This is a genomic window from Bradyrhizobium sp. STM 3566 (assembly GCF_045571445.1).
Classification (GTDB): Bacteria; Pseudomonadota; Alphaproteobacteria; order Rhizobiales; family Xanthobacteraceae; genus Bradyrhizobium; species Bradyrhizobium vignae.
In genome coordinates, this window is record NZ_CP120693.1 from 141,836 (window position 1) to 155,525 (window position 13,690).

11 protein-coding genes and 1 pseudogene are annotated in these 13,690 nt (G+C 60.8%); 2 read left to right on the forward strand and 10 right to left on the reverse strand.

Going from position 1 to position 13,690, the window contains the following annotated elements:
- Window positions 1–132: 132 nt before the first annotated feature.
- Window positions 133–1,020 (reverse strand): LysR substrate-binding domain-containing protein, encoded by an 888-nt coding sequence (locus P6U27_RS37890; protein ID WP_407123241.1) that lies wholly within the window; start codon window positions 1,018–1,020, stop codon window positions 133–135.
- A 172-nt stretch (window positions 1,021–1,192) separates the two neighbouring features.
- Here P6U27_RS37890 and P6U27_RS37895 point away from each other — a divergent pair, with 172 nt between their 5' ends.
- Both P6U27_RS37895 and P6U27_RS37900 read left to right on the forward strand, forming a co-directional pair.
- Window positions 1,193–1,561: a DoxX family protein gene (locus P6U27_RS37895; RefSeq protein ID WP_407123512.1), complete on the forward strand. Its 369-nt coding sequence runs from the start codon at window positions 1,193–1,195 to the stop codon at window positions 1,559–1,561.
- A 2-nt stretch (window positions 1,562–1,563) separates the two neighbouring features.
- Window positions 1,564–2,412, forward strand: a complete 849-nt coding sequence (locus P6U27_RS37900) for a DODA-type extradiol aromatic ring-opening family dioxygenase (RefSeq protein ID WP_407123239.1) — start codon at window positions 1,564–1,566, stop codon at window positions 2,410–2,412.
- Between the two features lie 281 nt (window positions 2,413–2,693).
- Here P6U27_RS37900 and P6U27_RS37905 read toward each other — a convergent pair.
- The 9 genes and pseudogenes from P6U27_RS37905 to P6U27_RS37945 form a co-directional block, all read right to left on the reverse strand.
- Window positions 2,694–2,777: pseudogene (locus P6U27_RS37905) on the reverse strand (DoxX family protein); the annotation flags it as partial.
- Between the two features lie 1,385 nt (window positions 2,778–4,162).
- On the reverse strand, window positions 4,163–5,422 hold the full coding sequence (locus tag P6U27_RS37910) for a Glu/Leu/Phe/Val family dehydrogenase (protein WP_407194557.1): 1,260 nt from the start codon (window positions 5,420–5,422) through the stop codon (window positions 4,163–4,165).
- 86 nt (window positions 5,423–5,508) lie between these two features.
- The gene (locus P6U27_RS37915) at window positions 5,509–6,540 is read right to left on the reverse strand and encodes an L-idonate 5-dehydrogenase (protein WP_407123236.1); all 1,032 of its coding nucleotides are present in this window, start codon (window positions 6,538–6,540) and stop codon (window positions 5,509–5,511) included.
- Between the two features lie 10 nt (window positions 6,541–6,550).
- Window positions 6,551–7,495: a 2-hydroxyacid dehydrogenase gene (locus P6U27_RS37920; protein WP_407194558.1), complete on the reverse strand. Its 945-nt coding sequence runs from the start codon at window positions 7,493–7,495 to the stop codon at window positions 6,551–6,553.
- A gap of 66 nt (window positions 7,496–7,561) precedes the next feature.
- On the reverse strand, window positions 7,562–8,329 hold the full coding sequence (locus P6U27_RS37925) for an SDR family oxidoreductase (RefSeq protein ID WP_407123510.1): 768 nt from the start codon (window positions 8,327–8,329) through the stop codon (window positions 7,562–7,564).
- A gap of 25 nt (window positions 8,330–8,354) precedes the next feature.
- Window positions 8,355–9,056, reverse strand: a complete 702-nt coding sequence (locus P6U27_RS37930; protein WP_407194559.1) for an HpcH/HpaI aldolase family protein — start codon at window positions 9,054–9,056, stop codon at window positions 8,355–8,357.
- 15 nt (window positions 9,057–9,071) lie between these two features.
- Window positions 9,072–9,875: an SDR family NAD(P)-dependent oxidoreductase gene (locus P6U27_RS37935; RefSeq protein ID WP_407123233.1), complete on the reverse strand. Its 804-nt coding sequence runs from the start codon at window positions 9,873–9,875 to the stop codon at window positions 9,072–9,074.
- A 7-nt stretch (window positions 9,876–9,882) separates the two neighbouring features.
- A complete protein-coding gene (locus tag P6U27_RS37940; RefSeq protein ID WP_407123232.1) occupies window positions 9,883–11,565 on the reverse strand; it encodes a hydantoinase B/oxoprolinase family protein in 1,683 nt (560 codons plus the stop codon).
- A 13-nt stretch (window positions 11,566–11,578) separates the two neighbouring features.
- Window positions 11,579–13,645 carry a hydantoinase/oxoprolinase family protein gene (locus P6U27_RS37945; RefSeq protein WP_407123231.1) on the reverse strand — a complete coding sequence of 689 codons (2,067 nt, stop codon included), beginning with the start codon at window positions 13,643–13,645 and terminating at the stop codon, window positions 11,579–11,581.
- Window positions 13,646–13,690: the final 45 nt, after the last annotated feature.

Below are 13,690 nucleotides of genomic sequence, written 5' to 3' on the forward strand. Positions count from 1 at the left end.
TGCTGAGCCTGTAGGGCATTCTTCATGCCGCCTGACGTCTGGCAGCGCCGACGTCCGAGTCCTTTGCAAAGGTGATCGATCTGATCGGGGAGACAATATTTGTCGTCACCTTCGGCCTTGCCTTGTGAGCGGCTACTTGAGCCGCGGGTCGCGCGCGATGAAGTCAATGAACGTGCGCACCTTGGCTGACAGATATTTGCGCGTCGGGTAGACGGCGAGGAGCTTGCCGGCGAAGATTAGTTCTTCTGGAAAGACCGGCTCCAATCGCCCGGCGGCGAGATCATGGGAGATCATCCATTTCGGCAAGAAAGCAAAACCCATCCCTTCGAGGCATGCATGGTGCATCAAAGTTTCGTTGCTGCTTTGCATGACGGGGGTGAATTTTATTGTCTTGCGCCCTTGGTTGGTCTCCATAGCCACCACCCCATCGCCGTGAACCAGGCTATAAGTTAGCAGCGGAGCGCCGCGCAGATCGTCCAATGCGGCCGGACGTCCCCGCTTATCGAGAAAGCTTTGCGAGGCGACCAAAAAAAACGGGGCATCGGCGATCTTTCGGGCGATCAAACCGGGGTCCGGGGAGGCGGTTACCCGCAGCGCAAGGTCGAACCCCTCCTCCACAAGATTGACGAGGCGACCATCGAGGTCGACCTCGATCAGCACGTCCGGATAGAGAGCCCTGTAGTCGGACAATAATTTTGCGAAGAGCGGTCCCGCCATCCAGACCGGAGCCGTCAAACGCAGTCGTCCTCTTGGAGCGACGGATGTCTGGCTTACGGCCGCTTCCAGTTCGTCAAACCCATCAACCATCTGACGAGCCTGCTCGAAGAACAGCGCGCCGGTCTCCGTGAGGCTGATATGCCTGCTCGTACGATGGAGCAGGCGCACGGAGAGGCGCTCCTCCAGGCTGACAACGTGCTTGCTGGCCATAGCGGGCGAGACACCAAGACGGCTCGCTGCAGAGGTAAAGCTCTTGAGCTCCGCCACGGCACAAAACACCCGAAGGCTCATCAACGTGTCCATAGATTTCTCCGTCTCGCGACGGACTATTATCAAAGGACAGGAAATGATGCCTCAACAATATTGCAGATGATCAATCCGGCGGAAAAGATCACACTCGGGCTCTGGTCCCGCAATCCCGGAGAATAGCCCAGTGATTGATTTCGAAGCTTGGTCCCCCCGCGTTCTTGCCGCTATGAGGATCATCACTGCCTTGTTGTTGATGGAACACGGGTTGATGAAGCTGTTTGCCTTCCCGGCGGCCATTCCGGGCGCTCCCAATCCCCTCCCCGGCATCTTGATCGTCGGGGCCATCCTTGAGGTTACGGGGGGTGCCCTGATTGCGGTGGGATTGTTCACCCGCCTGGCAGCATTCATCTGCGCAGGCGAGATGGCGGTTGCCTATTTCATGTTTCATGCAACCCAGAGCTTTTGGCCTGCCGTCAATCAGGGCGATGCGGCGATCCTGTTCTGCTTCATTTTCCTCTACCTGACCTTTGCCGGTGCGGGCGCGTGGAGCCTTGAGGGGCTGTTTGTCCGGCCGCAGCAACTGGCGAGAGCCTGATCGTGGCGGCGGCAAGGTTCCTACCGACGTACTATCTTTCGCATGGCGGCGGCCCTTGGCCGTACATGGAAGGGGCGATACGAAAGCGCTTCAGCGCGCTTGAGCGTTCGCTGATCTCCATCCGCGGCGAGTGGGATGACGGAGTGCGCGCCGTGCTTGTGATATCGGGACACTGGGAGACGGCGGAGTTCGCCGTCTCATCGGCCGCGCAACCGAACATGGTGTTCGACTATCATGGATTTGCCGAACATCTTTACCAGATCAAGTACGGGGCGCCAGGATCGCCCGAGCTCGCAATGACTGTACAGGCCTTGCTTCAGGCCGGCGGCTTTCCTTGTGCGTGTGATCCGGAGCGTGGTTTCGACCACGGAACGGTCAGCCTTTTGCAGCCTTTCTACCCGGACGCTGTCATGCCGATCGTGCAGTTGTCGGTCAGGCACGATCTGGATCCCCAAACGTACTTCTCGCTCGGACGTCTGCTTGCGCCGTTGCGACGAGATGGCGTCGTCATCCTGGGAAGTGGCTCAAGTTTTCATAATCTGGGCTTGAGGGGGCCTGCCGCAATCGCGCCATCCGGCCGGTTTGACCAGTGGCTGCAGCAGACACTACTCCACTCATCGCCTGACGAGCGGCGTGAGCGTGTCGTCAACTGGACTCTGGCGCCCGATGCACGCATCGCACATCCCCGCGAGGATCACCTGATACCGCTGATGGTAGCGCTTGGTGCCGCCGAAGAGGAGCCAGCTGCACTCGTCTATCATCAACCCGATTTTCTCGGGAGTTGGGCCCTGTCGAGTTTCCGCTTCGGCGAGACGGTCGCAGCCACTTCTTTGAACGGGCAAGCCGCATAACGTACAAATCATCGAGAGACATGAAATGACCGACTGGCTGGCTGCAATGTGGATTTGGCCGGGTCAGGTTTCCAGCTGGTTTTTGCACTTCCAACGAGCTCAACCGCCACAACCGGGCCACACACCGGACTGTTGGACATTCTCGGTGGCATTGGCGTAATTCTTCCTGCGATCAGTCGAATTCAGCGCCTGGAGCCCTCCTCAGAACAGGATTATGGGTAGCTCAAGTCCTCGTCCGACAGGCATAAGCAGCTTCATGCTTCCAAAGAGCGTAAAGAGCCGGCTTCGCCACGCGAAAGGTGGAAGATAATCGCCGCACTCTGCAGCAAGCTGCACCCGAGTGCGGCATACACCGTCAAGCGCGGTGTGCCGCTCAACATCTTACTCTTTAGCCTCTCGTTGTTCATCTTTTGGGGAAGAGGCAAACAAGCGCCGATTTCTGCGCGCTGACAACAATGCACAAACGAGGAGAGGTCGTGAGGAGTTGATTGCCCAAGCGAGGGTGTCAATCAGCCTAATGCTGTAGTTCTCTTTTCAAGCCTGAGTTCGCTTTGTGGGAACGTGGCAGGATTGGTTGCTGAGCGCGCACAGTACTCTGGTGACAGCGCTTGCTAGCGCCACATCGTCGGGGCAGAGCGCATGGCATCAAGCGCGACTTGCTTTAGCCGCTCGGCCGCGATCTCACTCCTCGCCGCGGCGTCGAGCATCTTGGAAGCGACGTGCGCACGAAGGCCGGTCTCATTGGCCGGCACGCCCCTGCAGACTCCTCAAGCACGGTGCGAAGAAGAGCAATGGTTGCTTCGCTCGGCACGGGCCACTCCGAAAGGCCTATCAAAGGATCATAGGATGAGGAAGAGTTCGAATTGCTAGCAAAGCACCACAATATACATCTTTGCCCCGGGGCGGCAAATTTATGCGGAAGACCTCGTAAGCGAGGTGTCAAAAAAGCAAGTAAGTCGAAGGCGAAAACGGCCATAACATCGCATTTCATGACGAATTTCATCGCGCCGGATATACAACTGTCATCTAACTTATCAGCTGCTGGCAACGACATGTATCTGGGCGCGATCTCATAAGCACAGACGAGTGAAGTGCGTCCCTCTTGCAGAACCGGCCTAGCGCCAGATAGAATTATTTCTGATGTCTGACGCTTTTTCTTTTTATGATATTTCACTCAGGCGGCGCCGCCGGAGCTGGTCATGGTGCCTTTTGAACGAGCAAGGCACGCCGGTCATGGCGGGCTCACAACGCAGCCGGCTGGCCGCCAGATATGATGCACACAGGGCCTTGTTCCTGATGCTGAGCGTATCAGCAGGCACGCCGTATTCGGCTTCGGACTCGACAGAGGCCGATCGACCCTATGTGCGCCGGTAATTGCGCAGTGCTCTGTTCGGCCGCTGTTCGAACAATCTCATTACGTATTTAGGATCATCCGGATGTTTGGGACTGTGGTCCGCCAGCAGCGAACCTTACCATCGAGTATCGCGGAGCAGACGTATGATGTTCAATAGGTTTACATCGCCCTCGTCGTGATAGACCTTGACGAAATCGTTCTGAGCTCCCTGCACATTGTGGAACTGGATCTGACGAACCTTCTTTCGTTGCAGGAGGCCGTAGAGAAGCGCGAGCTGATGGACTCCTGCCGGCATCGATTCCCGTATGACGCGCGAAGCCCAGGTGTGCAGCCGTTCCCAGTATTCATCGGAAGACACCCGCCCCGCGGGCGTGAGCGGCAGATCGCGCTTGGCAGTTACGGAAAAAGTCCACGCAACCTCTTGCCCTCGCGCACCTTTTCGACGCCAATCGCCATTGCAGCCATGCGGTGCGATACGCCATCTTGTTTGGCACGGTTAAGGACGCGCTCGAAGGTAACATCTAAAATGTCGTTCAAGCGCGCATTGACTTTCCGCTCAGTCCAGAACAGCCGCTGTACGTCCTGAACCCACTCAAAATAGGATACGATCACACCGCCGGAGTTGCAGAGGATGTCGGGGATGACGAAGATGTCCCCTCTTTGCTCAATGATGGCGTCGGCATCTGGCGTCGTGGGTCCGTTCGCACCCTCGGCCAGAACGCGGCACGATAGCTTCGAGGCATTGGCAGCTGTGATCACTTGCTCGGTCGCGGCGGGGACCAGAATGTCGCACTTGCGGCTCAACAGTTCAGAGGGATCAATCAACGCCTGTTTCGACCAGCCCGCCAGATTTCTGTGCTGCCTGACGTGGCGTTCGATGGCCTCTAACGGCAGGCCAGAGGCGTCATAGTAGGCCGCGGTGTGGTCACCGAGGCCGACGATTTTCACACCCATCTCTCGGGCAAGGATATAGGCCGAAATGCTGCCGACGTTGCCGAACCCCTGAACGATCGCCGTGGCACTGGATGCCCTGACCTGGATCTGCTCGAGCGCTCGGTTCACAAGGTGCGCAACTCCGCGCCCCGTCGCCTCCCGCCTTCCCGCAGTGCCGCCGATCGCCACCGGCTTTCCTGTGACGATTTCATTGATGGCGTGTCCGTTGTACATGGAGTAGGTGTCCATAAACCAGGCCATTACCTGCTCGTTGGTGCCCATGTCGGGTGCCATCACGTCGGTGTTTGGTCCAACGAACGGGATCATCTCCTGCATATAGCGACGGCTGACGGCCTCGAGTTCGCGCGAAGAGAGCTCCTGCGGATCGCAGGCCACCCCGCCTTTGGCGCCGCCATAAGGAAGCCCGGCTAAGGCGCATTTCCAACTCATCCAAATGGCTAAGGCAGCGACCTCGCCGACATCAAGATCCGGCGAAAAGCGAGTGCCGCCCTTTGTTGGGCCGAGTGTCAGGTGATGCTGAACACGATAGCCCTGGAAGACTCTCGTTTGTCCGTCATCCATGTTTACTGGAATCGAAACCGCGATAGCCCGTTTGGGATACAGCAGGCGGTCGCGTGCCTTCTCCTCGATCCCGATGTGGTCGGCAACAAGATGAAACTGCTCCCGCGCCATCTCGAAGACGGGCCCGCTGTAGAGGTTCATGTTAGATCTCCTTAAGGAGTAGGTTCACTGAGGATTGAGTCGCGCACGGAGCCGTCGGAGGCAGCGGCCGGGAAACGCAGCAATCTTCAGAAACTCAATTGGACCTTCAACGACCGGCTCCGGTCCCCAGCAAGGGCGAAGGCGGTTTGTACCTCGTCAAGACCGTAGCAGCCGGTGAGAAGCGGCTTCACATCGATGGCCCGCCTATTGATCAGGTCGACAGCGAGACCAAACTCTTCATGAAACCTGAAAGTCCCGCGAACCTCGATCTCTTTCGCGACGATCGTGTTCTGAGGAAACAAGATATCGCCTCCGAGTCCCAGCTGCAGCAACACGCCCCGTGGTCTCAAGACCTCGAGCCCGGAACGGATGGCGCGCTCGTTTCCTGATGCCTCAAAATGCACATCGAAGTAACCCTTGTTTGCTGCATAGGCAGCAAGCTTCTCCGGATGAGTCGCGACGTTGATGATACGATTGGCTCCCATCTGCTTCGCGTTGCTCAACACCGGGTCTATAACGTCGGTTGCGACAATTTCTTGTGCCCCGTGCGCGAGAGCGGCGATGATTGTCAGGGCCCCAATCGGACCACAGCCGGTGACGAGGACGCGCTTACCGAGCAAGGATCCAGCGCGCGCAACCGCATGCAAAGCTACGGCGAACGGCTCGGCAAAGGCGGCCTCGTTGATCGAAACTCCGTCGCGCACCTTGTAGCATTGCCACTCCTCGGCAATGAGACGCTCGCGGAATGCCCCTTGAATGTGCGGCATCGGCATGGCGCTACCATAGAAGCGCATATTGAGGCATTGGTTTTGCAGACCGCGCAGGCAGTACTCACAGGCATTGCAAGGCCTGCTCGGAGAAACGGCGACCCGATCACCGATGCCGAGTTTGGAGACGCCCCTGCCGATCGCCTTGATCGTACCAGCGACCTCGTGGCCCAAGATCATCGGCTCGCGAATCCGCACCGTGCCGAAGCCGCCATGATTGAAATAGTGCAAGTCGGAGCCACAGATGCCGCCCGCTTCGATGGCAACCTCGACCTGGCCGGGTCCGGGAGTTTCGGATTCACGATCCTCGATCCGGAGGTCGTGAGCGGCATGAATGACGACGACTTTCATCGCTTTCTCCTCAGGCCACGGGTGTGATCAGCGCCGAGCCCGAGAAATGTGCCGCTAGGTTGTCGCGAACCAGCTTGCCCATGGCGCGTCGTGTTTCTGTCGTGCCTGAGGCGTGATGCGGTTGAACGACGACATTTTCTAGGGGTAAAAGCCGTTCATCGATATTTGGCTCATTCCAGAACACGTCAAGGCCTGCTCCCTTGATCGCCTTGGCTTCTAGCGCTCGGATCAGAGCCGTTTCGTCCACGGTCGATCCTCGGGAGACATTGACGAGAATACCGTCAGGCCCGAGCGCATCGAGTACGCGCGCATTGACGATGCCTTTCGTGCTCTCGCCACCAGCCAGCGTCACGATCAGGAACTCCGCGCGGCGGGCCAATTCCACCAGATCGGGGACGAAGGTGTAGGGAAGATCAGCCCGTCTGGCGAGATCGAAATAGGCAACCTCGCAATCGAACGCGGCGAGTCGCTTCGCGACAGCCGCACCGACCCGGCCCATTCCGACCACGCCCGCGCTCTTGCCGGTGACCCGAGTGACCAGCGGCATATTGCCCTTGGTCCAACGTCCCTCGCGCACGAACCGGTCGGCCTGCGGAATCTTCCGCGCAACCGCCAGCAACAGGCCGATGGCCATGTCGGCAACATCGGCGGTCAACACGTCCGGCGTGTTGGTCACCCGGATTCCATTTACCCTGGCGTGGACCAGATCTATAGCGTCGGTCCCCACGCCATAGCATGAGATAATCTCGAGTGCCGGCAACCGTTTCATGAGGTCAGCGGACGCGCCGAGTTCTCCACGCGTGGCGATCGCCCGAATGCCATCGCGATGCTCTTCGATCAAGCGGTCGCGATCCGTCGCTTCCCACAGTTTGTGCACGACGTAGCGCGCGTCGAGATCTTCCATATCCCAGGCAGGATAGGCTCCGATCATCAGCACTTCGGGCTTCGTCGACATGGTATGGACTCCTTTCGAGCCCGGTGTAGGGCCGCAAAATTGATTAAGAGGCGACGGGACGCTTGATCACAGACAGGTCGTGATGCCGCCATCGACATAGAGCGTATGGCCGTTGACGAAGGACGACGCCTCGCCGGACAGAAATACGGCGGCGCCGATCAGCTCGTCGACGTTGCCCCAGCGCGACGCCGGCGTGCGCTTTTCGAGCCATGCCGAGAACTCGGGATTGTCCACCAAAGCCTGGTTCAGGGGAGTCTTGAAATAGCCGGGCGCGATCGCATTGATCTGGAGACCATATCTGGCCCAATCGGCACACATGCCTCGGGTCAGGTTCTTGATTGCTCCCTTGGTTGCGGTGTACGGCGCGATCCCGGGCCGCGCCAATTCACTCTGGACCGACGCGATGTTGATGATCTTGCCTTTACCGCGCGGAATCATATGGCGTGCTACTGCCTGGCCAACGTAGAAGGCGCTTGAAACGTTGGTCTTGAGCAACTCCTCCCACTTCTCGGCCGGAAATTCCTCCAACGGAGTACGGAATTGCATGCCGGCATTGTTGACGAGAATGTCAATCGGCCCGATCGCCTCTTCAATACGTGAGATTCCGCCGCGAACGGCGTCGGACCGGGTCACATCGAAGCTCGTCACTGCCACGTCATGGCCGCCGGCCCTGACGCTTGCCGCGGCCGCATCCAGTTTATTGCGGTCGCGGCCATTCAGCACCACGGAGGCGCCGTGCTCGGCCAGCCCTTGGGCGATAGCGAGCCCGATGCCTTGGGACGATCCCGTCACCAGCGCGCGCCGGCCGGCGAGATTGAATAATTCGAATGCCACGGGACCCTCTCTCGCTGCGTGTGCCTCAGCGCGCAAGCAGCTTCTTGACGCCAGCCAGGCCGACACGCAGGAACGGGTCGGAGTGAATGTAAAAATACCGCACCCCCTGCTCCAGCAGCGCAGGCAGTTCATCCGACGTTACGAGCGTTCCGGCAACCTTGCCGGCCGCGCAGATCTTCTTCACGGCGTAAGCAACCCGCTCCATCACCGCTTGCGGCCGCGGCTGCCCGAACGGCGGCGCGGGCGGATAGCCCATGTTCTGCGAGAGGTCGCCGGGCCCGATGAAGAACACATCGATTCCGTTCACTGCGACCAGTTCGTCGATGCCGTCGATCGCCTTGGGCGTCTCGATCATGGCTATGACCAACCGCTTCTCGTGATCGGCCGGGCATGCGTAGCGCACCGCATCGACGATCGCGCGCGCCTGCTCGGCGGTGTCGACCATCGGCACCATCAGGCCGTCGGCACCGGCATTGAGATAACGGATCAGGACCGGCCGCTCATGAGAATGCGGGCGAACGATCGCGGCGCCGCCGGCACCGCGGATGGCCTGGGCGGTGACCCGGACATCCTCGAAGCTCCAGGTGCCGTGCTCGCAATCGACGAAGATGGCATCCGCACCGAGCTCGACCAGGCGGACTGCCAGGCCCGACGACGAGTGATGCGGCGTGAACATGGTGAGCGCCTCGCCTTTGGCAAGGCGCTCGCGCAACTTGGCTCCGTTCATGGGAGATCCTCTTCGCTAGCTTTTCGGCTTGTCGGCAAGGCCCGCTGGTGCACCGACCCAACGGGCCGTCTCGATGTCCGCGGACGTATCGCGCATGAAAGTCGGACAGATGTGCAACTCGGGGACCACAGCGCCCTTCTGCAGGCTGGCGCAGAGCAGCACCGCGCGGGCGACGTCGTGCGGATTGAGCATCAGCGCCCGCTCGCCCTCGAGCGGCGGCCGCGCACGGTTGTCCATGATGGGGGTGTCGGTCTCGCCTGGAAGGATCGTCGTTGCTCGGATCCCCTGGTTACGAAACGTGTTGTGCAGGAACGTCATGAAGTTCTTCACACCGGCCTTGGCTGCACCGTAGGCCGCTCCGCCGAGCAGGTTCGGATTGACGACGGCCAGCGAGGAGACCGTGATGATCGTGCCATCCTTCTTGGCGATCATGTCATCCAGCACAGCCTGCGTCAGGTTGAACACAGCCGTGAGATTGACGTTGACCGTGGCGTTCCACTCCGCCTCGCTGATGAAACGCGCGTTCAGCACCTTGCTCGCGCTGCCGGCGTTATTAACGAGGATGTCGACCGACCCGACATGGCCTTTCACCCAGGCGACAGTCTCGAGGATCGCATCCCGCGACGCGACGTCGAGCGCGCGAGCGACGGCTTTGCCACCCGCCTTCTCGATCACGGACACAACTTCACGGAGCGGCGCGATACGGCGCCCCGTCACGACCACCGCCGCGCCTTCCCGCGCAAGCAGGATCGCGGTCTCGCGCCCGATCCCTGTTCCCGCACCCGTCACGAGCGCGATCTTCCCATCGAGCAGACCCATGATTGTCCTATTCGGCGGCGGTCGCCGCCACGGTTGAGGGCTGATAGCCGTAAATCTGCCTCGCGGCAGCCGTCGTAATCAACCCTTCCGCAAGGTCGAGCTCGATCAATTCCGCACTGCGCTCCGACGTCTTGCCCCAACCGCCACCGCCCGGCGTCTCAACCTCCAAGCGATCGCCGGTCTTGAGGACGACCTTGCCCTTGGGAAACTGCGGTTCGCCATTCCGGTAAACCTTGCCGGCGCTGCCCGACTTGCCGCCGACCACACCGAAGCAGGGATGGCGCACGCGCTCCGACGCCAGGTAGATGTTCATGGGATTGCGTCCGAGATTGCGCAGCACGACGCGCTGGCCGAGACCGCCGCGGCTCTTGCCGGCGCCGCCGGAATCCGCGATCAGCTCCTTGCACTCCGTGAGCGCGGGCACCGCAATCTCGAACATCTCGATCGCCGTGACCTTGCAATTCGACGGGAAGCTCAGCGTGTCAAGTCCGTCGAATTCAGCGCGGGCGCCCTGCCCGCCATGGAAATTCTGCACCGAACCATATTGCGAACCATCGTCACGCCGTCCGACGCAATTGGCGGCCCAAATCGGCGCGCCGCCGCTGTCGCCCATCACCTTGCCGGGCACCACGCCTTCGAGCGCTTTGAAGATCAGGGATGGGATCACATGCCCGATGAGGTTGCGCGAATTGCCTGCCGTCCATTCCTCCGGATTGAGGATACACCCGAGCGGCGCCTCGTCCGTGATCGGCGTGATGCAGCCCTCGTTGTTCGGCGTGTCGGGGTCGAGCAGGCATTTCAACGCATAGACCGAGTGAGCATAGCGATAATTGGTGCGGCAGTTGATCGAGTGAAGAATCTGCTCGGATGTCCCGGTGTAGTCGACGTGAATGGAATCGTCGCGGACGATCACGGCCGCCCTGAGCGTGACGTCGGTATCGTAGCCGTCGAGCAGCACCTCGGCGCTGTAGGTGCCGTTCGGCCATTGCCGGATCGCGCGGCGGGTCTGCGCTTCGGAGCGGGTGTGGATCGCGTCCGCGAGTTCGTCGATCCCGTCGAGATCATACTCGTCGAGGAACTTGACCAGCTCGCGGCCCATCACGTTGTTGGCCGCGATCATGGATTCGAGGTCGCCCATCACCTCGGTCGGCAGGCGGACGGAGGCGGCAATGATCTCGAGGACGTCCTGGTTGGGAACGCCGGCCTTGTGCAGCTTCACGATTGGGAAGCGAATGCCCTCCTCGAAGATGTCGCTGGCCTCGGAGTGTAAGGGCGCGCCGCCGATGTCAGGAAGATGGGCGATCGAGCCCGCATAGGCCACGACCTTGCCTTTCTTGAAGATCGGCGTGATCATGGTGACGTCAGGCAGATGGCCGGTGCCGATCTCGGGATCGTTGGTGGCGAGCACGTCGCCCTCTTGCAACGTCTCGGCCGGAAACTTCGGCAAGAAGTATTTCTGCGCGGCGACCGGCAGCGAGGTGATGAACACCGGGATCGACCAAGTGCATTGCGCGAGCGCGCGGCCGCGGCTGTCGAGCAGCACCGTCACATAGTCGTGGTTCTCGCGCACGATCGGCGAGAACGCGGTGCGGCCGAGCACGATGTCGGCCTGGTCGGCGATGAAGATCAGTCGATTCCACATCACCTGCAGATTGATGGGATCGTTGAAATCGGCAGCGTTCACGGACATGGTGGCGTCCTCCCTAGGCGATATTGATCACGAGGTTGCCGTTGATGTCGACGTGCGCCGTGCCGCTCGGCCCGACGACGGCGGTCGACTCTCGTTGCTCGACGATGGCAGGCCCTTGGATGGCTTCGCCAACCGGCAGCTTGTAGTGATCGTAAACCGGCGTTTCGACGAAGCCGCCGCGCTCGCTGAAATAGACCGAGCGCGTGCCCTTCTTCGCCTCGGCAGCATGGCGAGTGTGCGGACGGGTCACCCGATCCTTCTCACCGCTGGAGCGCAGGCGCCAGGTGATCACCTCGACGGACGAGCCCGCGACGGTGCGGCCGAACAGCTCGCGATAGAGCTTGTAGAAATTGCTGAGCAGCTGTTCGAAGAATTTCTCGCGCGGCAGGCTGCGATTGGGCAGCGCGACCGTTATCTCGTGGCCCTGACCGACATGGCGCATGTCGACCGTGTAGCTGTTCACGATCGTCTCCGGCGCGACCCCGGCGGCGCGGACGACTTCTGCACCTTGCGCGGAGAGATCGCCAAGCAGGCGATCCATTGTCTCAAAGTCCCAATTGTCCACCTGCATCGGGAAGCTCGCCGACAGATCGACCGCGACCGGCGCAATCAAGAGGCCGATCGCCGACGTGACGCCGGCGCCTGTCGGGCAGATGATGCGCTTGATGCCGAGCTTGCGCGCGATGCCATAGGCATGCACGGGGCCGGCACCGCCGAACGCGACCATCGGCAGGCTGCGCGGATCGACGCCGAGGTCGGTCGCATGCACGGCGGCCGCCTTGCTCATGGATTCATTGACGAGATCGTGGATGCCGAAGGCGCAGCGGGGAACGCTGACGTCGAGCGACGCCGCAAGCTTCGTCATCGCCGTCAACGCCGCGTCCTTCGAAACCTTGAACGAACCGCCGACGAAAGATTCGGTGCCCATATAGCCGAGCAGGATGTCTGCATCCGTCACGGTCGGCTCGGTGCCGCCGCGCTGATAGGCGGCCGGCCCAGGCATCGCGCCCGCCGAGCGCGGCCCGACGTCTAGCAGGCCGAGTGGATTCTTGGCCGCGATCGAGCCGCCGCCGGCGCCGATCTCGATCATCCGGATCGACTGGATTTTGAGCGGAAAGCCCGAGCCCTTGCGGAAGCGATGATAGTGCGCGACCTCGAGGTCGGTGCCGACGGTCGGCTCGCCGTTCGGGATCAGGCACAATTTAGCGGTGGTGCCGCCCATGTCGAAGGACAGCACACTGCCCTCCCCGGCGATGCGGCCGAATTCAGCAGCAGCAACGGCGCCGGCAGCCGGGCCCGATTCAATCAGGCGCACCGGCAGCTCCGCAGCGCGGCTGCTCGGCACGAGACCGCCCGACGAGGTCATCCAGAGCACTTGGCGATTGATGCCCGTTGCGGCGAACTCACGCTCGAGATGGGCGACGTGGCCGGACATCTGCGGCCTCGTATACGCGTTGACGACGGTCGTCGAGGCGCGGTCGAACTCGCGGACCTCCGGGCAAACCTCTGATGACAGCGACACGAAGATATCGGGATCTTCTTCGCGCAGCAACGCCGCGATGCGCTGCTCATGATCAGGATATTTGTAAGCGTGCAGCAGGCAAACGGCGACGGACTTGATGCCTTCGTGGCGCAAGCGTCCGGCGATCTCGCGGACCGTGTCCTCCTCCAGCGCCGTGATCACTTCGCCGTTGGCCGACATCCGCTCGACCGCACCAAAGCTGTTCGCGCGCGTCACCAGTGGATCGGGGTACTTGAGATTCAGATCATAGAGATCGTAACGTCCCTCGTTTCGAATGCGCAGCATGTCCTGGAAGCCGGCGGTCGAGATGAAGCCGGTCTTGACGCCCTTGCGCTCCAGCACCGCATTGGTGACGACGGTGGTTGCGCCGAGCACCTGCAGATGATCGAGATCGACGACGCTGCCGAATTCCGCGAGCAGTTCGGAGACGCCGCGAACCACTGCCTCGGCAGGATTCGCCGGCGTGCTCAGCACCTTGTGAAGATGCAATTCGCAGTTGTCGTCGAGCAGCGCGAAATCGGTGAAAGTTCCTCCGGTGTCGAATGCGAGCTTGGCCATTTGTTTCCTCGAAGCGATTGTCTTCGAGCGTAGGAAAAGCGGTCG